Genomic DNA, 22,298 nt, shown 5'->3' with positions numbered 1-22,298 from the left:
AGTGGGGAGCGGCAGGAAAGGCACTTTTGTGTCTGCTGCTCGTACTAAAGGGACTTCAACATCCTGTTTCGCTGCATTCATAATGTGTCTAAAGGCAAAACGCATCAGCAGTGCAGACTCAACAAAAACCGCGATCGAGGATTATGCAAAAAACTTTGATGAGCGTTGGCTTGCTCCTTTTAAGCCTGGGATCATTGCCGGGGGGAGTAGTAATGCCTCAACAGGCTCAGGCTCAGGCAAAACCATCAAAAACAACCGCACCGACTAAACCCACTGGGGCAGGTGGACTTACGGGTACGTCTGGCATTCGCTTGAAGAATCCTGCTGGTGCCGCAGGACTCACACAAAAATGGCAAACCTTTAAGGCACCCGGACTTGAGCTATCGCTACCCGAAAACTATCGCGGCGGTAGCCCTAACACGACAGGCTTGCAGACGTTGATTAAAGGTATTCGATCGCTGGGTTCCGATTACGAGAAAATTGCCAGCATGGTAGAGCAAAACCCTGAGACGTTTCTGCTAATTGCGGTAGATCCAAAGCCTGATGTGAGTGGCGGCATTACTAACGTGGTCGTGAGCGCGGTTAAGGTGCCAGAAACGGTTACCGTAGACGCCTACCTTGATGCAGCAATGAAGTCATTGCCGACTCCAATGCGGACGATCGAGCGCAAAACAGTGCAGGTGGGTCAAAAGCCAGCCGGACGCTTAGTGACAGAAGTAAGCGTACCGTCTAGCACTCAGGCAGATGGGCTGCGGCAGTTGATTTACGTGATCAAAGAGGGCACAACGCTGTGGACAGTCGCTTACTCGACCCGATCGGGCGACTATCAGCAGCGGCTAGCCATGTTTGAGCAAAGCATTGCTTCCTTCACGGTGCAAAGTGCTCAAACGCCTGGTAGCGGTTCAGCTGTGCCCAAACAACCTGTTAGCACGCCTGAAAGCACGTCGCCTGGAAGCAAGCCAGCAAAGCCGAGCAAGCAGAAGCCTGCTAGCACAGTACCCGCACAGGAAGCAAAGCCAAACACCAGCAAACCTGCTAGCGATCGCACAGGTGACCGGAAGCAGCCGTAAACTACTGGCTCTTATCATCCATTGGCTGACGACTCAACCTCTTTTCAAAATTCTTTCTAAAAAAAGAGATCGCCCTTCTTAAAGAAAGACGATCGCTTTTTTGCTAAACCTCAAGCGGTTAAGCCAGTCTAGTCTTTAGAAGTGAATGTTTGAAACTGCCGAAGGGCAGCTTGACCAATGTTAAACACTGCCCAACCAGCCGCCGCAGCAATGGGAAGCAGCACAACCACTATGCGAAGATCTAAGTCCATGTCTGGAGCCTCTCTCTTAAAGATTCTTGAATGATTCTCATATTCCATTTTTACGCAAAAGGCTCCGTTTTCCTAGCCCTTGGACGTAAATCCTAAGTCAGTGCCCTTTCCAGCATGAACCAGCGCTAACGTTTCGTAACGTTTGGCATGGTCGATGAGTTCTTCTGCTTCTACATCCGAAAGCTGTCGCAGCACTTTGCCAGGAATGCCAACAACGAGCGATCGGGCGGGTACATCCTTTGTCACCACCGCTCCTGCCCCGACAATGCTGCCTGTACCAACTCGCACACCATCCAACACAATGGCTCCAATGCCAATCAAGCAGCCACGTTCAACGTGAGCACTGTGGATGACTGCGCGGTGTCCGACTGTCACGTGATCCTCCAAGACCGTTGGGTTACCAGGATCGCCATGCAAGATGGCGCCATCCTGAACGTTCGTACTCTCGCCGATGACGATCGCCTCTACATCACCGCGCACGACGGCTCCGTACCAGATACTTGCTCCGGCGGCGATCGTCACCTGCCCAATAACCGTTGCGTTGGCGGCAACAAACGCAGCTTGAGAGTAATCTGGAACAGTCCAAAAAGCAGGATAGGGTTGGGGTTGATTAATCACAGTAAAGGATCGTAAAGAAAGGACTTATAAAATTGCTGTTAGGGGCGACAGTAACCTAGAGAGTATAATAAAGCCACTGGCAGTGACGCATAAGAACAGGCATATCCGTCCTTGATGATTAACCTTAGTTTGCAATATCCAATCTTTGGACCGGAGATTCAGTGCCCGCACTGCCGCCAAACTATTCCGGCGTTGACGCTCACCGACACTTACTTGTGTCAGCGACACGGCGCTTTTGAGTCAGACCCTAAAACAGGCGAATTAGTCCATCTGCAATCTGGGCGGCACTGGCGGCAGTGGGAAAACGAGTGGTATCGGCAGCATACTCACCCAGACGGCATCCGGTTTGAAATTCATGAAGCGCTCGATCGACTTTATACTCAGGGCTATCGCGCTACCCGCGTCATCATTGCTCTACGCTACAAAGATTTGATCAGCACTTATCTAGAGCGCAGCACTCCTTGGCGGGGGCAGGCAGATTCTCAGCGACCGCGCCTGTATGGGCTACCCGTCGAGTTTAGTCCCGATCCCAAGGAAAACCCTTGCTGGGACGTGATTAATTTTGACTTGGATAAAGAACCGGGCGCACCTGTTCAGTATCCCTATTTTCGGCTCTTTGAATGAATGGTAGGGACGCTACATGTAACGTCCCTACCGAATTATTGCTTCCATGCCTGCGGTTGCTGGAAGTGGTAAATGTCTTTGATCGCCTGTACCCAGCCATCCGCAAGTGATGCCAGGATGCGATCGCCCTTTTCCTTAGTAGCCGTCGTGGGATCGCCCAGAACACCGCTTTTGGTGAGATCGCGCGTTACCCAGGCAAACGGCAAGTTTCCTTCCATACTCAGCAAGCTAGCGTCTGGTAGCCCGTGAGGATACTCTGCGATCGCTCGTTCCATCTTCACCTGTTCCGGCAAGATTGACAGCAGCAGGCTCGTTTCGGCATCACCCGCATGAATGCCTAACGCCTGTTCTTTGGCAGTGAGCACCTCGTTTGCCATATTGGGCACTCGCCACGTAAACAGCGGCAACACGACAAAATCTTCATAGCGCTGGTGCAAATCTCGTGCCACCACTTCAATGACCTGCGGCTGCCCTCCGTGGGAGTTAACAAACGCTAGCTTGCGAAAGCCTGCACGATAGATGCTGTCGCCGACCTCCATCAGCGTTGCGATCAAGGTTTGGACACTCAGCGTAATTGTTCCTGGAAAATGCCAGTGTTCGTTGGATTTGCCGTAGTACAGTGATGGCAGCGCATAAGCGGGCACACTAACGGGTAGCTGCTGTAGGGCTTTGCCAATAACAGCCTGCCCGATCGCTATATCAACGGCTAGCGGTAAATGTGGTCCGTGCTGCTCAATCGCGGCAACAGGCTGGATAATCACTACATTGTCTTTGTCTGGCATTGCCTGAACATCCGTCCATGTCAGGTAAGCAAAGAAGCGATCGGGTGGAATAAAACCGTGCAGCATGTGGGAAAGGATAAAGTGGGAAAGGATAAAGGATAAATTATCAAGGATGAAAAGTTTCGAGTTTTGCATACATTCTGACTACTAGCGCCTTTGCCTTTTGCCTCTTGCCTTCTGCCCTTTGCCTTTAGCCTTCTAACCCAAATGTCCACTGTCCTTGAAGAACAACTCGGCTATTTTTTCTTTGATAAGCGCATTCTGACGCGAGCATTGACCCGTAAAGCGTACGCGTTAGAGCAACGTCAAAAAAATGAGCACTGTGACGACCAAGAGATTTATCGCACTCTAGGCGATGCCGTGCTGAAAACCGTGCTGACAGAACTGCTGATTCGGGCAGGCTCCGACACGCGACAAGACATCACCACCAGAAAAATTGAGCTAGAGCGCGAAGAAAACCTGGCAAGAATTAGTCAGGCGATCGGCATTGGCTATGTGCTGAAGCTGGGCATTGGCGAAAAGCAGCAGCGTGCCTATGATCAACCGTATGTGCTTGCCGAAAGCCTGGAAGCGGTTATTGGCGGCATTTACTTCGATGGTGGCTTTAGCGCCGCTAGGAAAACTATTCGACGACTCTTTAAGGACGTTTTTCCGATCGAGTAGCGTTTGCCCAGCACAGGCGACCGCTTCCTCTCTTTAGCGACTGAGAGACTATTGAGGGCGATCGCTGTTACTGTCATGATCTGGAAGTGCAAGTGGCGATCGGGCGTAGCGCAAAAAAGCTCGCTCTTACGTCTTCCTTTAGATGCCTCGACCTCAACCTGTAGACTCATGTTTTAGTAAACTCCTACCTCTATCGTGAGTGAGTTCGGGAGAAGCCGTTTTGTCAGACTTTCAAAACAGCTTAAATCTAAAATTTGTACGGAGAGGAAACCATGTTTTTTCACAAGAAAGAGCTTATCCATAACGTTGACATTAAGGAAGCAAATCCTCGGTACGCTCAACTACTGCTAGAGCAATTTGGTGGCGCTACTGGCGAACTTTCGGCCGCATTGCAGTACTGGGTGCAGTCGTTCCACGTTGAAGATGCTGGTATGCGCGATATGTTGCAAGACATCGCGATCGAAGAATTTAGCCATCTTGAAATGGTGGGCAAACTGATCGAAGGACACACCAAAAATGTGGATCAAACAGAGGCTTACAAAAGCACGTTGTTTGCTGTGCGCGGTATGGGTCCCCACTTTCTCGATAGCCAGGGAAGCGCATGGACAGCAGCCTACCTGAACGAAGGTGGCGACATTGTGCGTGATCTGAGAGCTAATATTGCCGCAGAAGCCGGAGCACGTCAGACCTACGAAGAACTGATCAAGCTGGCAACTGATGAAGGCACCAAACAAACGCTGACGCATCTGTTGACGCGAGAAATTTCTCACACCAAGATGTTTATGAAAGCACTGGAATCGTTGGGCAAATTGGATGATCCATTCTTTGGCAACATTCAACCCGATGAAACCGTTGATCTCTACTTCAATCTGTCAACTAACGGAGAGAAAGACGAGCGCGGTCCCTGGAATTCGGACGAAAACTTTGAGTACGTTGCAGACCCTAGTGCAAAAGGTAAAGCCCCAGCACAAACTCAACCTAAGAATCCACCCGTGCGTCTATAGAGTAGCTTTAGCGGCTGAAGTAGCGGCTACACGGAAAAAGCCTGCCACCGCAGATTGCAAAGCGCTTGCGTTTCGATAATTCCCATTGATCCCCTCAACCTTCTTCAAGAAAGGAATTGAGGGGATTTTGCTTTGTAGAGTATCGAAAGGGAATTGGTATAAGAGAGCGTGACAGTAGAAGTTCAGACGTGAGTTCTGAATTTTTGTACTGCTACGTCCTTTTAATTCTGAAGGGATCGGTGCGCTTTTTTGCAGTTAACTTGCCGCTAAAGAGCACGATCGATCCAGTTAATTACTATCAGTTGGCTATGGCTCTAATACTGTAAAGTCGATAAAGAGTAGCTGCTTTTCTTTTGCCAGCAGTAGACCAACTTCTTTAGCAGTCTTGTAATCCTTCTGAGTCGAAATTAAGCGTCCTCGTCGCGCGATCGCTACACGTTCTTGATCCAGTGTACGAAGTTCGACTGACTCTTCAATCAGAAAAATTGAATAAAACAACATAGAAGAAGCCGCTCACTTGCGTCGGCTTCATTCTTGGCACACGCTAAAAAATTCGTCTGTACGCTTTTGAACATTGTAAAGTTTTAGAAGCAATTGTTGTAAGGAGTAGCCGTTTGTTTACAGAGATATGTATTTACTAGCTTTACTTACAGTCCTTTACATCTCTCCAAAATCAAGTAATTTTGTTTAACTTACAACCTCAATGATCAGCGGTTAGGCGTAATTATTTATAAGCTCCGTGTCGAAAGCTCCTGTCAAGGTCTCAAGGCTCTAGCCCCATGTGTCGGCGGGTTCCGGCTGCGCTCAACCCGGCTTCTAAAGTTTATTTAACTTCTAACGTTAGTTATGAGGATATAGAACGTTTAAAACGTCTACGCCAACTCTTTTCAAATTAGGTCAACCACCCCTCTGTCTATCACCGTACAGACTTCCCTCTTTAAAGGAGATAAGCTAGCTTTTGCTCTGCAAAGGAGAGCAGAGAGCTAGATTTTTTATTTGAATCTAATTAGAAATACATTTTATGACCTCCTGGGTTGAGCTTTACACTCTTTTCCTTGCGCCGTCGATGTCTTTTTCTCGAAGGGCTTTATAGGAAAGGTTTACTATGTCTAATGCTCAAGCTTTTAACACATCAGAGAATTTTTTATTAGCAGCGCTGCCAGCCGAAGATTATCAGCGACTTCAGCAGTATATGGAGTTGGTTGATCTCCCGCTGCGCCAAACTATTTATGATCTAGGTGAACCAATCACTCATGTTTACTTTCCAAGGGGTGCTGTTGTTTCATTAGTGATCACACTGGAAGATGGCTCAATTATGGAAGCAGGTATGGTTGGGCGTGAGGGCATGGCAGGTCTGCCAGCACTACTTAGCGGCAAGACCAAAGCCCATCATGGATTTGTCCAAATTGCCGGTCAAGCGTGGCGTTTGAGTGTAACTGCCCTAAAAGCTGAGTTCGATCGCGGTGACAGCTTTCAAAAATTGGTGCTCCGCTATTTTCAGGCACTTTTTACCCAGGTCGCGCAAACGGGTGTGTGCAATCGGTTTCATACAACTGAGGAACGGTTAGCCCGCTGGTTGCTGTTGGTGTCAGACTGTGTGCAAGCGGACGAGTTTGACCTCACGCAGGAGTTTATTGCTCAGATGATTGGTGTCCGTCGAGCGGGTGTCACCGTTGCTGCTATTACACTCAATCAGGCTGGGTTGCTTCGCTACACTCGCGGTCACATTAAGATCATTGATCGCTCTGGGTTAGAAGCTTTTTCCTGTGAGTGTTACCAGATGGTGCGAGATGAGTTTGCCTGGCTCTACAATCCTTCCGCGACGTAATGTGCCTATGGTAGTAATTCGTTGAGCTAGAACTCATCGGCAAAAGGTGAAACGAGCACCTAACGCTTCAGCCTCAAACAGTTGAAAGAAGAATCTGAAAGTAGCGTGGCTTTTGTTTAAAACCGTACCGACACCACCGTCGCTATCAGAGTATGCTCCTTTTCAACAAAAGATTTAGGTTGCAGGACACCAGTTGCCAACTCTTGCAAGCAAATCGTCCATATCAACAGGTTTATTGATGACATCGTTTGCTCCCACTGCTAGCGCCTGATCGACATCGATATCTCGATCAGCCGTAATAAGCACGATCGGCAGCAACGAAAGCTCTCTGCTCTTACGAAGGCATTGAGTCACTTCCAAGCCGTTCATTTCAGGCATCATGACATCGAGTAATACCAGGTCGGGTGGCGATTCTTTGATTTTTGAAAGTGCCTCAGCACCACTATCTGCTAGCTCTACCCGATAACCTTCCATTTCAAGGACAAGTTGCAGCAAAAGTAGATTGTCGGCAACATCATCGACAACCAGTACAGAATATTCTTGATGGTGAATCATTTTAAGGAGAATTTAAAGGGGGTTAATTAAGACTATCTTGTGCCGTTATAGTGCTCCTTTTTAGATTGCACTGAGTCAATCCTCAGGAAGAGATTTTAGTTCGGATAGACGTCCTCCTCGTTTTTTCGGCGGGGGGATTTTCTTTTTCTGAAAAAGATTTTATAGGTGTGTCGCTACAGGGGGTTTCATGTCTCAAACCGAACTAGCTAACGATGGAGCAACTATAACACCAATCGATTTTCCTCTTTTAGACGGTTTACGCGTGCTGGTAGTGGATGATGACCCTGATACACGGTCGTTGTTTGCTTTTGTGCTCCAAGAGAAGGGTGCTGTGGTAAGCGCAGAAGCGTCGGCAGAAGCCGCGATGGCGGCGATGGAAGAAATACCTTTTGATCTACTGATTAGCGATATTGGGTTGCCAAATATTGATGGCTATAGACTACTTCGTCAGGTGAGAGCATTACCAGTAGAACCAAACGCGCAGATTCCAGCAATGGCAATTACAGGTTTTGCAGATGAGCAGACGCAGCTACAAATTTTGGCGGCAGGCTTTCAACGAATGTTGGTGAAACCAACCGATATTGATCAATTTGTAGCAATCGTAGCGGAACTAGTTGGACGATCGCAGCGGATAGTCTAACACTCTAGCGAAAAAAGGTAACGAATGCAATTTTGGCGCTCAAACAAAAAAGATAAATATTGCTTTAGCAAACCCTACAAAAAGATAAAACTGACTTTGCTGAACCCAGGTAATTTTGGGCTTCGTTAACCGGTGTTTATGTACACTTTCAGCCTTTACATTCTGGGTTTAAATATTGTACGAATGTTAGATGAAACCAACTGTTAAAGCCGCCATTTCAAACAGGTTTTTCTATGCCTTCAGAGAGTGTAAACAAATATTTCTTAAGGATACTGTTTAGCTATAGGGGCTACCGAATTTTGAATAGTGCGGGCAAATGATGTATGAGCAATCTTAATTCTTTAAGCCGACGTGCAAAGCTAGCTGGTGAGCGATCGCTAGAGCTATATCGCAATGCTAACGATTCGTCCTTGCCCTCTCACGATCTTTTGTCCAGCGCTTTGATGGAGCTTGGTCTTGTTTCAGAGGCATTGGAGGGCGCGATCGATGAGATCGCTTATAAAACGAAGCAATTAGCAATCGTTCAAACGGAGATTGAAGCCGAACGTCAACGTTATTTAGATTTACTAGAATTTGTGCCAGATGGCTGCTTTGTAACCGATGCCAAGGCTGTCGTTTTAGAAGTAAATCGTGTGGGTGCTGCCTTGGTGAATGCACAGCCACACGCGTTAGTTGGTAAGTCGCTTACAAGCTTAATTTACCCAGAAGATTTATCGCTGTTTCAAGTCAAGCTTTCGCAAGTAATGCAGCAGTATCGAGCGAACAATGGAACCGAGTTTTCGGTACGGCTTCGTCGTCAGTCCGACAGCTTTTTTCCTGCGACTCTAACGGTAAATGTACTTCGCCAACCAAATGGCGAATTAGGGTCTATACAGTGGCTAGTGCGAGATGTGACGGAGCGCAAGCGAGCAGAAGCTGCGTTAGCTCATCCTCACTATGATCCTGCGCTCGATCGTCCACTGGTGCAATTTGGCAAAGGAGAGGTTATTCCATTGGAGCCTCAGACGATCTGGCTCGTCATCGATGGAGTAGTTAAAATCACGACCTTGTCCGATCGAGGCGAAGAGATGCTAGTAGGGCTGTTAGGCGAACCAATGGTCTTTGGTTCAAGCCTGACGGCGTTGCAGACTTATCAGGCAGTGGCGCTATCTGATGTCAAACTGGCGGCAATCTCGCTTTCAGAGGTGGCGCAGTCTCCTCCGTTAGCTCAGGCAGTGTTGCGATCGCTCCAACAACGGCTCCAGCAGACCGAAAGCTTGCTCGCCATCAACGGGCAGATGCGCGTAGAAGAGCGGTTAAACCGCCTCCTGGTTTTGCTAAAGCAAGCGATCGGGCAACCCGTAGAGCAAGGTACTCGACTGCGTGCGCGCCTGACGCATCAAGATTTTGCTAGCGCTTGCTGTACTACACGCGTAACCGTGACCCGACTCTTAGGCAAGTTGCAAGAGCAAGGTAAGGTCGCCCAAGATGCCAAAAACCACATAGTTTTCAAGGATTAACCCTTAAACCTGTTAGCTCTGTCTGCCTGACGCATCCTGGGTTTCGGCTGCGCTCAACCTACCTACCAACAGGGCTGAGAGCCTTGAAACTTTGGCGTGAGCGCTTAATCGAACGTGCAATCGAAATGGGTCTTATCAATAATTGCGCCCAGCTACTCATAAGGCTGACAAGTTATACTAACTCCCCTTTTGCACGCTGCAATTAAGCCTCCTCTGCCTATGGCTTTCTCTTTTATAAGAGGATTAAGAAGGATCAAGTACGGGAATCTATAACCAGCATTTTTGGCATTGGTATTAATGTAGACAGATTTTTTAGCTCACGGCGTGACGCGAAACCTGCCTAAAGAGCAGATGCGATCCCCAACTCGAAACCGCTATAAATACAGCTTGAGACATTCATTTCTGTTAGTCAGTCAGGTCTGACATAGGAATGATCTTATTTACAAACGACACGACAGGAGTTTATGACATGACCGCAGGTAGCCCTGACCTGGGAGAACAAGCCCTCAGCAAAATTGTAGAGGCAGGAATGACAAGCCAACTGGATGAAGCCGAAAACGTTGATGTGGATATTCGGACGAATCCGGTAAAGCTGGTGCAAGGAGAAGTAGACTCCGTGACGATCGTCGGCAAAGGTCTGGTAATGAAACAGGATTTGCGGATGGAAACCCTGGAAATCAACACAGACAAGATTTCGATCAATCCTCTTAGCGCTATTTTTGGCAACATTGAATTCAACCAATCGACCAACGCTGAAGCTCACATTGTTTTATTAGACAGCGATTTAAACCGAGCGCTTAGCTCTGATTTTGTTCAAGCCAAATTATGTGGTTTGAAAATGACAGTTGAGGGGCAGCCAGTGACGATCGACGTTAAGAAAGCAGAAGTATCGCTACCTGGTAACAATCAACTGGTTGTTAACTCTGATTTTTTGCTTGTAGAGTCCGGTGAAAGCAAACAGCTTACTGCCACTGCTGTTCCGAAGGTGCAGCAAAATGGACAGTGCATTGCTTTAGACGTTCTGTCTGCTGAGGGGCAGGGTCTAACAGACGAATTGACCACTGCTATTTTTGACCAGATTGCTAGCCTTCTAGATCTGCGAAACTTTAAGCTTCCAGTTGCTTCCTTTCAAGTTCACACCTTAGAGGCACAGCAAGGCAAATTGGTGCTTCATGCGACGACGGAGATTGACAAAATACCGTCGGCGTAATGCTCAACGCTGTTAGGAGAGAGCGCTGGTATGGCAAAAGGATAAAGGATAAATAAAGTCCTTCTTCAAAGGAGATTTCAGAATTTATAGCAAACGGATAAAGGATGTAGCTTGTTTCCGCTCTGTGGTGGGATAAATCGAAGCCCTTGCTCAAAGGAAGCTTCAAGGTTTATGTCTGTTCTATACGTTCTCTTGAATTGCTATCGGTCTGTCCTAACATTCTCTTTGACTGCTATACCAGACAGGCTGTAGAGCATCAGGTGGGGATGTTTCATTAATGTCCCTCCCAGCCCTGTATAGGATAGTCTTAAGGCTCTTAGTTCTGCGTGTCGGCGATTTGAGCGCAGTCGAAACCCGATCTCTCAGTAATGCTAATTTAGCGCTCCTAACTTACGGAATTTATAGGAGTAGATTTGACCGTTTATAGTTTGTGGCAGTGCCGTTTAGGTTTGAGGCACACGTTGCGCCAACGATGCTGATTAAGGCATCTGGCTCGACTGGTTTCGAGATGTGTTTTTGAAAGCCAACCGCGATTGCTCGGCGTTGGTTATACTCTCCGGCATATGCAGTGAGCGCGATCGCCAACATGTTTCCCCCTTGCTCTGGCGGCATAGCGCGGATCTGCTGCATGAGCGTATAGCCATCCATTTCTGGCATCCCAATATCACTGATCAACAGATCAAAGCGCGTTTGCTTCAAAACGTCTAGTGCTTCAGCAGCAGAGGTCACTGGGGTGACGCTCGCCCCACTCTGCTTCAGCGTAAAAGCAATCAAATGGCGTGAATCATCATCATCATCAACCAACAAAACGTTGACTGCTTGTAACGGCTGGGCACTGGCAGCAAGGGTTGGCAAAGCATCTCCCTGCGCCTGTTGCCTTGTGCCACTCTCCTTGAGAAGCGGCAACCTTACTGTAAAGGTGGCTCCCTGTCCTTCCCCTGGGCTAGCAACTTGAACGGTGCCGCCGTGCAGTTCTACTAAATGACGCACGATCGCCAACCCTAAGCCCAGCCCACCAAATTTACGGGTGGTTCTACCGTCCTCCTGACGGAAGTATTCAAACACATAGGGCAGAAAATCAGGAGCAATACCTTTACCAGTATCAGCCACTTGAACTTGGGCGTAAGTCGTCTGACGTCCAGAGTTATTTGCTTGAGGCACTGTCACTAAGGATAGCCGCACCTCGATCTGCCCCTCTTCAGGTGTAAATTTAACGGCATTGGAAAGCAGATTCCAGATAACTTGCTGTAAACGAGCGGCATCGCCTAAGACGTGCGCTGCTGAAGGATCAAGCATGGTTTGAACTTGAATCGACTTGGCTTCTGCTGCTAATCGCACTGTTTCTAGCGCTGCTTCAATCGAAGACACCAAATCGACAGGAACCATATTCAGGTTCAATTTGCCCTGGAGAATACGAGAGACATCTAATAAATCTTCAATCAGTTGAGTTTGCAATTTAGCATTGCGCTCGATCGTCTCTAGCGCGCGCTCCGTCTGCGTTGTATCTAGATTGCCAGCGCGAAGCATTTTCGACCAGCCTAGAATCGGGTTAAGGGGCGATCGTAGCTCATGCGATAGCACTGCCAAAAACTCATCTTTGATCCGGTTGGCAGCTTCTGCTTCTTCCCGTGCGAGGCGTTCCCGGTTGAGCAAATGTTCGCGTTCTTGTTCAGCCTGCTTACGACTGGTGATGTCAGTTGTAGAGCCAACGACGCGCTTTATCTGCCCCTGCTGATTGCGGATGAGGTAGCCTCGATCCCAAACATTGAGCCAGTGCCCATCACGATGACGCACCCGATACTCAAACTCGTAGCGATCGCTATCACTCTCAAAAACAGGAGTGATTACAGCATGAATGTGCGCCAGGTCTTCAGGATGGATGCGTTCAGCCCACCACTCTCTTGCAGCCGGGACATCTTCGGGATGAATACCAATCAGCCGATATAAGCCTTCTGAACGATAGACCTGATGCGTTTCTAGATCCCAGTCATAGACAACACCATCCACTGCATAGGTCGAGAGGCGAAAGCGCTCTTCGCTCTGATACAGTGCGGTTTCGACTTGCTTGCGATCTTCAATATCAATACAGGAACCGATGTAGCCCAGGAAGTCGCCTTCGGCTGTAAACCGGGGTGCGGCTGAATTAACAATGCAGCGATACACCCCGTCAAAGCGCCTCAGACGATACTCTATCTGGAACGGTTGGCGAGCCTCAAAAGAAGTGACGTAGACTGCTAAACAATGCTGGAAGTCGTCGGGGTGAACGCCATCTGTCCAGCCATTGCCTCTTTCTTGTTCGATCGTCCGTCCTGTAAAGTTGAGCCACGGCTGATTGAAGTAATAACAAAGGGTGTCGGTGCCAGACATCCAGATCAGCACAGGTGCACTGTCTGCCATCTGCCGGAAACGTGCTTCACTTTCGCGCAGTTCGGCTTCTGCCTGTTTGCGATCAGTGATGTTGCGCCCCTCTGTCAGAATCAGAATAACGTCGCCCTCTTCGCTAGCGATCGGGTAGAACGAAAGGTCAAACGTGCTCAGTTCACCCGAGGGATTAATGATGGGTGCTTCGTAACGGATAAACTCACCGCCTGCTGCCTGTATCACGGCTTGTCGCACTCTTTCCGGTGCCTTTGGCGTGTACCGAAACCATTCTGTTTGCCAAAAGGGTAGTCCAATCACATCATCGTGCTGGCTAATACCAAACTCAAGTGACGCACGGTTGGCTTCGAGTAACGTGCCATCGGGTGAGAGCAGTACCACGTAGGCATCTGTCCCGTCATAAATGGCACGAAGTTGCTGTGCCGATTTACGCAAGTCTGCCTCAGCCTGCTTACGAGCCGTGATATCAGTGCCAAGGACAGTCAACCCATCAGATGATGGATAAACCCGGTGGTCATACCAACGATTCCACGCTGCATAAAAATATTCAGCGTGGCTCGGCGTTTGCTCATGGAACGCTTGCTGAAATTGCACGTAAATGTCAGTATTCACAGTATCTGGGAACAAGTCCCAAAAGCAGTAACCAAGCACTTGGTCACGCTCCATTGAAACCATCTCGCACAAGCGATTGTTCACGTAGGTAAAACGCCAATCGCGATCGAGGACATAAAAGGCATCATTAATGCTAGAGAGAATCGTCTCAGCGTGCTGCTTTGCCAGTTCTGCTTCTAACCGAAGTACCTGCTCCTGCTGTGTTGCGGCTCGTCGCAATTGTGCCAGTTTCAAACATGACTCTACTCTTGCCAGCAATTCACGAGCAGAAAACGGCTTTGTCAAATAGTCATCAGCACCCGCTGCGAGTCCTTCGATGCGTGACTCTTCTCCAGCACGAGCCGACAGCAGAATCAAGGGAATCTCTTTGGTGCGTTCATCAGCACGAAGTGCCCGCAGCAGCCCAAACCCATCGAGCCGGGGCATCATCACATCGCTCAATATCAAACTGGGAGGTTGTTGGGCAATGGCTTCCAGAGCTGCTAAACCATCATTAGCGGTTTCAACCTCCCAGTACACACTGAGCAAGCGTTGCACATAGCCCCGCATATCAGCGTTGTCATCAACCAGAAGAATGCGAACGGAAGTAGGGAGTGAGGAGTAGGGAGTAGGGGTCGATAGCTCTTCCCCGTTCCCTAGTCCCCATTCCCCATTTCCCACTGCTGGTAACCAGCGCGACGCTTCTTCAATGTAAGAATCGGCTCTTAGGGCAGTGGGTGTATAGGTGCGTACCCCAAGACGATCGTGCGGGAGATGCGCTGAGCCCAGCGGAAGGTTGATCGTAAATCTTGTGCCACGATCGACCTGGCTGGTAACGCGAATTGTGCCACCATGCAGCTTAACAAGGTCTTGTACCAGAGCCAGCCCGATGCCAGTCCCTTCATAGGTGCGCGATCGTGTGTCACTGACCCGATGGAACCGTTTAAACAATTGCGGCAATTCAGCCGCAGGGATACCGACTCCTGTATCTTCAATACTTAACTCAACGGCATCACCAACCTGCTGTAAGCGAACGTTAATGCCGCCTGTAAAGGTAAATTTAAACGCATTGGAAAGCAGATTGAGTACAATCTTTTCCCACATTTCGCGATCGACGTACACAGGTTCCGGCAAGGTCACACAATCAACCTGTAAGGTCATGCTTGCTCGTTCAATCAGCGAACGAAAAAGACTGGTAAGTTCGGTCGTAAAACTGGCTAAATCAATTGGCTCATAGATAGCTTGCACTCGATCGGCTTCAGTCCGAGAGAAATCTAGCAGCGTATTGACCAGCTTTTGCAACCGCAGCCCATTACGCTGCACCAACTGTAGCTGTTCCCGCTCGTCTGGTTGCAACCGTTCGTCAAGCGTCTGCGACAGTTCCTCTAATGGACTCAACATTAACGTTAGCGGTGTGCGAAATTCGTGGCTAACGTTGTTAAAGAATGCCGTTTTAGCGCGATCGAGTTCTGCCAGTGCTTCGGCTCGCTTGCGTTCTTCTTCGTATGCTTGGGCATTGGCGATACTGGCTGCAATCTGAGCCGTCACTAGATCAACGAAGCCGCGATAGCTGCTGTCAAAGAGCCTGAATGGATTTAAGCCAGCGACCAAAACACCTGCTTGTCCTGTCTGACCAGACGAAGCGAGCGGTACTACGACTGCCTGATGCGGTGGTTGCGACCAGGCACCTGTAGGCAAACTGCCAAACGTTGCCGCTAAATCAGAGAGCAAACAGGACTGATGCGTCTTGATGACATCTGCAAACGACCAAACTGCATCGGCAGTCAGATCTATCACTTCCGGAACAGCAGGATGGGTGCGATCGATGCCAGAAGTGCCTGCTAAGACCAGTCGCTGTTGATCTGGCTCAAGCAGATACAGCATGGCAAAGGGCAGGTCGTAAGGGTTAGTTCCCAAACAACTAGCACTAAGGGTACAGGCTTGATGAAAGGTACGAGCATCGGCTGTTTTGGCTGCCAGTTCTTGCAGCAGCGCTAACTGACGTTCACCAATAATGCGCTGTGTATCATCCGTATTAGCGCAAAGAATGCCGCCTGTACCACCTTGGTCGTCTGGGACAGGGCTATAGGAAAATGTGTAGTAGGTTTCTTCTGGGTAGCTGTTGCGCTCCATAATCAGCAGCAGTGCTTCATCATACGTGCCCTCGTTTTTGAGCATAGCTGATGCTGCCCGTGGGCTGACTTGATCCCAAATTTCTTGCCACACTACAGAGGCGGGTTGCCCAAGTGCTTGCGGGTGTTTGCCACCGACGATCGCTTTATACGCATCGTTGTAAAGGTTAATCAGCTCATCGCCCCACCAAACAAACATGGGTTGGCGTGAGGTCAGCATAATACGCACGGAGGTTTTTAAGCTCTGCGACCACTGCTCTACGGCACCAAGTGGAGTTTGCGACCAGTCGTGCGATCGCATCAGCATTGCCATTTCACTACTGCCTGCAAAAAGCTGTTCAGCCGCTTGCTGCTGGGTCATGCCCTCACACCTCCATTCAGCCCAAACCAGTAAACTACGATCGCAGCTAAGGACTCCTAACTAAGCAGGGTTAAACACATAAGGAGCTTTCTAGCAAACAAAAGACCTGTAGGGGAAGGTTTGATACCAATGTGATCGGCTATTCGCAAAGCTTCTAGCAAAACTTGCCCCCTACAAGCGGTACACTCTTCTCAGAAATCTCCTAAGCTGCTGCCCTTCTACCTACATATTTTCGCAGAAAGCTACTGCTGATGTCTTGTAGTACGTTAGCAAGGGTTAGAACCAGCGCTACAAAAGCACTGGCGTATACTTTAAGGCTCTTTAATCCTCCTGAACGCTCTTTAGAAAGGAGCGATCGGAACCGTTTAAAGTTACTTACTAAGAGAAAACTGGTAGGTAATTTAAGACATAGAGTTTAAGCCCTTTTCCTTAAAGAAAAGGGCTTGAGTAAGGATTATTTACCTTGGCATTTAGCTATGCCAGCCGCTGGCTTAACCAATCACTAATTGCAGCGATGTCAAAGATATTTGTCTTTAACAGCGTTCTGCAACACAAGTTGATGATGCAGAACGCTGTTTCGACCTTACGGCTTAAGCACAACTTTGATACATTTGTCCTTCTTGTGCTTGAAGATCTCATAACCACGTGGGGCATCAGCCAGAGGCATAGGATGAGTAATCACAAACGAAGGATCAATATCACCGTTTTGAATGTGCTCCAATAGTGGTTGCAGATAACGGTGAACGTGAGTTTGCCCCATTTTGAAGGTCAACCCTTTGTTAAACGCAGCACCCATGGGCACTTTATCTAGCAAACCACCGTAGACACCTGGCATCGAAACATATCCACCTTTGCGGCAGGCAACAATCAATTGACGCAGCGCGGTTGGTCGATCGGTTTCAAGGCGCACTGCTTGCTTTGCCTTATCGTACAAGGCATCAAGACCAGTGCCATGCGCTTCCATCCCAACTGCATCAATCACGGAATCAGGACCACGCCCTCCGGTCATTTCCTTGACGGCTTCGCCAGCATCCACTTCTTCGTAGTTGATGACTTCTGCTTTGCCCTGTTCTTTTGCCATTTGCAGACGCTCGGGAACGCGATCGATCGCGATCACCCGCTCGGCACCCAGCAGGTAAGCACTGCGGATAGCGAATTGCCCAACTGGACCGCAACCCCAAACAGCAACCGTATCACCAGGCTGAATGTTGCAGTTTTCGGCTGCCATGTAGCCAGTAGGGAAAATATCGGTGAGGAACAAAACTTGCTCATCGGTCAGCCCATCGGGAATCTTGAACAGACCGACATCTGCAAAGGGTACACGCGCATATTCTGCTTGCCCGCCAGCGTAACCGCCAAACAAATGGGAATACCCAAACAAACCCGCAGCGGAATAGCCATAGAGTTTTTCAGCCATCCAGGCATTTGGGTTGCTGTTGTCACAAAGGGACGACAACGCACGGCTACAAAAATAGCAACTGCCACAAGAAATGGTGAAGGGAACAACGACGCGATCGCCAATTTGCAGGTTCTTTACTGAAGGACCTAATTCAACCACTTCTCCCATAAACTCGTGACCCAAAATATCCCCAGATTTCATTGAGGGAATAAAGCCATCATAAAGATGTAAGTCAGAGCCACAAATGGCGGTAGAAGTAATTTTGACGATCGCATCACGGGGATTGAGAATTTTAGGATCGGGCACATTATCTACCCGAACATCATTGGCACCATGCCAGCAAACTGCTTTCATTAAATACAAACTCCCAGCGACAGTAAACTAATTGAGGCGAAATAATGCACTCGTAGCCAGGAGCTAATCAAAGGTGTCTTTCACAGCATCAGCCGCACGTTCAAAGGCACCACGAGTATTCTTGCCTACATTCTTAGCAGCTTGTTTGGTGCGGGTATTACGCCCACTTTGAGGCGATTTTTTACCCGGAGGTGTTCCACCCTCTTCGCCAGTGCGAAAGCTGCGTCGATAGTCTTGAGTTGCCGCTTGAAGATTGTGGTAAGACCGATTGACGGCGCTACTGTCACCCTTAACGTTAGACACATCATTAGTCGAGCGAGAGTCAGCTGCCAAAGCACTTTGAGCCACATGGCTAAAGGCTGTGCCTAGAAACAAAGCAACAGTAAGCAGTGAAATGGTGAAAAACTTACGTAGTTGAGCAATACGATTCATGAGTTTGTCCTCTGCGAAAAAGTAGGTGTGCGTTAAAATTTGCGATGATTGAACTTTGAGATGGTTAAACAGCACCGTGTTTATGGCTTGATGTCATTCAAGAAATCTTTGGTGCTTTGTGGTAGAGGTTCATCCAAATTGAGCTTCTCGCGTACGTTGTCAGCCGTGCGCTCGATCGCATTCTTGGCTTGTCCAGTTGCTTTTTTGGCTGCTTGCTTCGTGTAAGCAGAGTCTTCTTTCAGCTCTTTTTTGTAACTCTTGGCTTTATCCTCGAGTCTGGAATGAGCTTCATCAGGGCTAGTAGCCTGATCGATTTCATAAGCAGCCGCTTCAGGGGTCAGTGGTGCGGCGATCGCAGCCGTCTGCAAATCACCAACAAACAGAGAACCTAAAAGCAACACAACAGCGACCAAAAAGGCGCTGAAAGATTTACGTAATTGAGCTATATAAATCACAAAAAACTCCTCGATAAAATCTAAGGTTGAAATGAACTGAGAAAGAGTGCTTATAGAGAGCAATATTCTTATAAGCACTGGGTAAGGAGTGCTGAGTTTTAGGGTTTTAGCAGCACTTTGACACAGCGATCTTGCTTATGTTTGAAGATCTCGTAGGCGTGCTTTGTGTCATCTAGGGGCAGGGTGTGCGTAAACACAAAGGATGGATCAATATCGCCGTTCAAAACATGCTCCAAAAGGCGGGGCATATACTTCTGACCGTGCATTTGTCCCATCCTGAGGGTTAGCCCTTTGTTGAACGCAGCGCCCATCGGCATTTTGTCGACAAAGCCGCTGTAGACACCCATGACAACAACGGTGCCGCCCTTACGACAGGCAACAATCATCTGACGCAAGACGTGAGGGCGATCGGTTTCTAGACGTACTGCCTGCTTGGCTTTGTCGTAAAACCCTTCCAGCCCCATCCCATGCGCTTCTAACCCAACCGCATCTACGCAGGCATCAGGACCTCGTCCGCCTGTCATCTCCTTAAGCGCTTCACCAGCATCCATTTCTTCATAGTTGATGATTTCGGCACCACCTTTCTCTCTTGCAAGCTGCAACCGCTCTGGTACGCGATCGATGGCAATGACCCGCTCAGCACCCAGCAAGTAAGCACTTCGTATGGTGAATAGACCCACCGGACCGCAACCCCAAACGGCGACTGTATCACCAGGTTGAATATCACATAAATCGGCACCCATATAGCCTGTAGGGAACGCGTCCGAAATCGGCAGCAGTTGCTCATCAGGTAAATGGTCTGGCACTTTGATTGACCCTAAGTCAGCAAAGGGAACACGTATATATTCCGCTTGAGACCCTGCCAAACCACCAAATAAATGGGAGTAACCAAAGATAGCGGCTGTCCCAAAACCAAAGAGGGGTTCTTGCATCCAGCCATTGGGATTAGAGTTGTCGCACAAAGACCACTTCTGTTGCTGGCAATAGAAGCACTGTCCACAACCAACAATTGATGATGCAACAACGCGATCGCCCCGCCGTAGCTGCTTTACCTCATGCCCAACATCAACCACTTCTCCCATGAATTCGTGACCAATAATGTCACCGGGCTTCATAGAAGGGATGTAACCATCGTAGATATGGAGATCCGATCCACAGATGGTTGTTGACGTGATTTTGAGAATGGCATCACGCGGGTTCAAGATTTTGGGGTCTGGTACGGTTTCAACTCGCACATCATGAGCACCGTGCCAGCAAACAGCTTTCATCGTTTATTTAGCTCCTAAAAGTTGCGTTAGGGGTTAGGAGAGAATCCCAGCCCCTAACGTTGCATTAGCTTCTACAGGCTGGCTGACCTTCAGTAGTGGCAATTTCACCCGCTTCCATCAATTGCTTAAAGCGGTTAAGTTCGTCACCAATTTGTTGTTCGGGTTCTTCGCCAAACAGTTTGGCTAGAGCACTGCCCAAAACGCCACCGGGAGGGTTGTATTCGATGACGACTTTCACTTCTGTACCTCGATTGCCAGGGGCGGGCTTGAAGCGAACAAAACCGGAATTATCTACATCGGCACCTTCGATCGAAGCCCATGCAATCAATTCATTGGGACGATCGTCAATAATATCAGCATCCCATTCAATACTTTGTCCCATTGGGGCTTTGGCTACCCAGTGCGATCGCCGCATATCCATCACAGTAACGGATTGCACATGCCTCATAAACGTCGGCAGGTTTGCAAAATCATGCCAGTAGGCATAAAGTTCTGCGGCTGGCTTATTGATTGTGACTGTTCGCTCTGCCCGAATGACCTTGTTCAAGCCAACAGCATCAGTGACGACAGTGGGTAGGCTCTTTTCACCTTGAGCGCCGTGATAGGCAAGGCTACCACCCGCTATAGCAGTCAAGACGCCACGCAGCGATCGCTGCTGCAAACCAAAGAGCACCATGGCACCGCCGCCAATAATCGAAGCCCACCGTTCAGTATCACCCGGCGATGAAGCTGACGGTTGATCGTTTTGTATGGTCGTAATCTCTTCCATAATTTCACGTTCTCCTGCGATCGTGTTTGTTAATGCTGTTTGCTAAAACCAAAGCTTCATGAACTTGGCTCTGTTTGATGCCAGTTCGTGTTTACGTCTGGTTGCTTAACTCTTGCCACCCGATGCCTGGTTTGCCAGCAGGGCTAAAACGGCGGCTCCCACAGTTCCAGCAACGCCCCATCCGAGTGCAGGGTGGCGATCGAACCAATCGGTAACGCTAGGTATCGTAAGATTGCCAAAGTCACCTTCAATGCGATCGTGTTCTGCTACTGGCTCGTAGAGGTTATTTGGTGCGTCTGCTGACTTCAATTCATCTGTTTTCTGCCCCTTAAAACCTGTCAGCACCAACAGGGAATCAACTAACGATGGGGAGACCCGTTGCAAAACGTCTAGAACCTTGCCAACGTCACCAACAATAAAATCGCGTGTGGGATGTTCGGCGGTATAGAGGATGGCATCTACAACCAAGCTGGGTTCGTAATAGGGAGGAATACCAGTTGGTTTTACGCCCAGTTTAGTCAAGCCATTGTTATAAAACGGCGTATTAATCACTGCTGGTTTAATGCTGGTAACACTGACTCCACTGCCCTCATGCTGCAATTCAACTCGAAGCGATTCGAGAAAACCTTCCACGCCATGTTTCGCGCACGAATAAGGGCTTTGCAGAGGAAGCGCCCGTCGCCCTTCCATTGAAGAAATGTGGATTAAAGCACCTTGCCCTTCACGCTTAAGATGGGGTAAGGCAACCATGGCACCATAAACCTGTCCCATTAAGGTGACATCAATGACACGGTTAAACTCTTCTGGTGTCACTTGCTCAAACGGTGCAAAAACGCCAGTTGCAGAGGAGTGCACCCAGGTATCCAAGCGTCCATATGTAGCAACGGCTTTGTCAGCGATCGCTTGCACCTGTTCAAAGACAGAGACATCCGCTGTAACCGCTGTTGCCTCACCACCAAGCTGATGGATTTCATTAACTAACGATGCCAAGCCTGACTCGCTCCGAGCTGACACTACAACCTTGGCACCGCGTTGTGCAAAGCGAAGTGCGGCTTCACGCCCGATGCCACTAGAGGCTCCAACAATGGCGACGACCTGCTGTGCTATTGGCTTAAGTTGCATTCCTGCTCCTAAAAACGGTTTTATCGATTTGATTGATTTCGTTACTTTTATTTGTCTAGCGCACGTTGTAATGAGTGCGACTTGTCGGCTGCCTATCCCAATAGCAAAAGCAAATGGGTCAATCCTTTAAAGCACCTCTCTAAGCTACTGAGAATGACGGTTTCATCCGTCCATCACTGGGAAGAGGCGTTGTCTGTCTGAGGGAGGAGCATCTGTTAAGCGATGCCGTAGCAACGTTACGTTGTAGCGATGCTGCTGATAACAGTAAATTGGAAAGCAACTGTATCAGTAG

The 22,298-nt window shown here is 48.7% G+C and carries 20 protein-coding genes; 8 read left to right on the top strand and 12 right to left on the bottom strand.

The window, feature by feature from the left end; genetic code table 11:
• Positions 1-212 precede the first annotated feature (212 nt).
• Positions 213-1,070, top strand: a complete 858-nt coding sequence (locus H6F86_RS20345) for a hypothetical protein (RefSeq protein WP_190450512.1) — start codon at positions 213-215, stop codon at positions 1,068-1,070.
• A 128-nt stretch (positions 1,071-1,198) separates the two neighbouring features.
• On the opposite strand, the gene H6F86_RS20340 is transcribed toward H6F86_RS20345, so the two are convergent.
• Positions 1,199-1,321, bottom strand: coding sequence for a photosystem II protein Y (locus H6F86_RS20340; RefSeq protein WP_190450511.1), 123 nt, complete (start codon positions 1,319-1,321; stop codon positions 1,199-1,201).
• A 72-nt stretch (positions 1,322-1,393) separates the two neighbouring features.
• The gene (locus H6F86_RS20335) at positions 1,394-1,939 is read right to left on the bottom strand and encodes a gamma carbonic anhydrase family protein (protein ID WP_347240767.1); all 546 of its coding nucleotides are present in this window, start codon (positions 1,937-1,939) and stop codon (positions 1,394-1,396) included.
• A gap of 114 nt (positions 1,940-2,053) precedes the next feature.
• Here H6F86_RS20335 and H6F86_RS20330 point away from each other — a divergent pair, with 114 nt between their 5' ends.
• Complete coding sequence (locus H6F86_RS20330; protein WP_190450510.1) at positions 2,054-2,563, top strand: TIGR02652 family protein; 510 nt, start codon at positions 2,054-2,056, stop codon at positions 2,561-2,563.
• A gap of 35 nt (positions 2,564-2,598) precedes the next feature.
• Here the strand turns inward: H6F86_RS20330 and H6F86_RS20325 are convergent, their stop codons facing one another.
• Positions 2,599-3,408 carry a creatininase family protein gene (locus H6F86_RS20325; RefSeq protein ID WP_190451063.1) on the bottom strand — a complete coding sequence of 270 codons (810 nt, stop codon included), beginning with the start codon at positions 3,406-3,408 and terminating at the stop codon, positions 2,599-2,601.
• Positions 3,409-3,552: 144 nt separating this feature from the next.
• Here H6F86_RS20325 and H6F86_RS20320 point away from each other — a divergent pair, with 144 nt between their 5' ends.
• Positions 3,553-4,008, top strand: coding sequence for a ribonuclease III domain-containing protein (locus H6F86_RS20320; RefSeq protein WP_190450509.1), 456 nt, complete (start codon positions 3,553-3,555; stop codon positions 4,006-4,008).
• A gap of 272 nt (positions 4,009-4,280) precedes the next feature.
• Entirely contained in the window at positions 4,281-5,012 is a 732-nt protein-coding gene (locus tag H6F86_RS20315) for a manganese catalase family protein (RefSeq protein WP_190450508.1), read from the top strand.
• A gap of 306 nt (positions 5,013-5,318) precedes the next feature.
• Here H6F86_RS20315 and H6F86_RS20310 read toward each other — a convergent pair whose 3' ends face one another.
• On the bottom strand, positions 5,319-5,513 hold the full coding sequence (locus tag H6F86_RS20310; RefSeq protein ID WP_190450507.1) for a hypothetical protein: 195 nt from the start codon (positions 5,511-5,513) through the stop codon (positions 5,319-5,321).
• Between the two features lie 604 nt (positions 5,514-6,117).
• Here H6F86_RS20310 and H6F86_RS20305 point away from each other — a divergent pair.
• Complete coding sequence (locus H6F86_RS20305) at positions 6,118-6,840, top strand: Crp/Fnr family transcriptional regulator (RefSeq protein WP_190450506.1); 723 nt, start codon at positions 6,118-6,120, stop codon at positions 6,838-6,840.
• A gap of 174 nt (positions 6,841-7,014) precedes the next feature.
• Here H6F86_RS20305 and H6F86_RS20300 read toward each other — a convergent pair whose 3' ends face one another.
• Positions 7,015-7,395, bottom strand: coding sequence for a response regulator (locus H6F86_RS20300; protein WP_190450505.1), 381 nt, complete (start codon positions 7,393-7,395; stop codon positions 7,015-7,017).
• A gap of 187 nt (positions 7,396-7,582) precedes the next feature.
• Here H6F86_RS20300 and H6F86_RS20295 point away from each other — a divergent pair, with 187 nt between their 5' ends.
• From H6F86_RS20295 to H6F86_RS20285, 3 genes are all read left to right on the top strand, one after another.
• On the top strand, positions 7,583-8,035 hold the full coding sequence (locus H6F86_RS20295; RefSeq protein WP_190450504.1) for a response regulator: 453 nt from the start codon (positions 7,583-7,585) through the stop codon (positions 8,033-8,035).
• A gap of 323 nt (positions 8,036-8,358) precedes the next feature.
• Positions 8,359-9,534 carry a PAS domain-containing protein gene (locus tag H6F86_RS20290; RefSeq protein WP_190450503.1) on the top strand — a complete coding sequence of 392 codons (1,176 nt, stop codon included), beginning with the start codon at positions 8,359-8,361 and terminating at the stop codon, positions 9,532-9,534.
• A 430-nt stretch (positions 9,535-9,964) separates the two neighbouring features.
• The gene (locus tag H6F86_RS20285; RefSeq protein ID WP_190450502.1) at positions 9,965-10,744 is read left to right on the top strand and encodes a DUF2993 domain-containing protein; all 780 of its coding nucleotides are present in this window, start codon (positions 9,965-9,967) and stop codon (positions 10,742-10,744) included.
• A 399-nt stretch (positions 10,745-11,143) separates the two neighbouring features.
• Here H6F86_RS20285 and H6F86_RS20280 read toward each other — a convergent pair whose 3' ends face one another.
• From H6F86_RS20280 to H6F86_RS20250, 7 genes are all read right to left on the bottom strand, one after another.
• A complete protein-coding gene (locus H6F86_RS20280; protein WP_190450501.1) occupies positions 11,144-16,207 on the bottom strand; it encodes an ATP-binding protein in 5,064 nt (1,687 codons plus the stop codon).
• 583 nt (positions 16,208-16,790) lie between these two features.
• Entirely contained in the window at positions 16,791-17,960 is a 1,170-nt protein-coding gene (locus H6F86_RS20275) for a zinc-dependent alcohol dehydrogenase (RefSeq protein ID WP_190450500.1), read from the bottom strand.
• A 63-nt stretch (positions 17,961-18,023) separates the two neighbouring features.
• Positions 18,024-18,392: a hypothetical protein gene (locus H6F86_RS20270; protein WP_190450499.1), complete on the bottom strand. Its 369-nt coding sequence runs from the start codon at positions 18,390-18,392 to the stop codon at positions 18,024-18,026.
• A gap of 80 nt (positions 18,393-18,472) precedes the next feature.
• A complete protein-coding gene (locus H6F86_RS20265) occupies positions 18,473-18,847 on the bottom strand; it encodes a hypothetical protein (protein WP_190451108.1) in 375 nt (124 codons plus the stop codon).
• Positions 18,848-18,945: 98 nt separating this feature from the next.
• Positions 18,946-20,115: a zinc-dependent alcohol dehydrogenase gene (locus tag H6F86_RS20260; RefSeq protein WP_190450498.1), complete on the bottom strand. Its 1,170-nt coding sequence runs from the start codon at positions 20,113-20,115 to the stop codon at positions 18,946-18,948.
• Between the two features lie 64 nt (positions 20,116-20,179).
• Positions 20,180-20,884, bottom strand: a complete 705-nt coding sequence (locus tag H6F86_RS20255) for an SRPBCC family protein (protein ID WP_190450497.1) — start codon at positions 20,882-20,884, stop codon at positions 20,180-20,182.
• Between the two features lie 105 nt (positions 20,885-20,989).
• Complete coding sequence (locus tag H6F86_RS20250; RefSeq protein WP_190450496.1) at positions 20,990-22,006, bottom strand: SDR family oxidoreductase; 1,017 nt, start codon at positions 22,004-22,006, stop codon at positions 20,990-20,992.
• Positions 22,007-22,298: the final 292 nt, after the last annotated feature.

Source organism: Phormidium sp. FACHB-592 (assembly GCF_014695795.1).
GTDB lineage: Bacteria > Cyanobacteriota > Cyanobacteriia > Leptolyngbyales > Leptolyngbyaceae > Stenomitos.
This window is presented reverse-complemented; position numbering and strand designations above follow the sequence as displayed.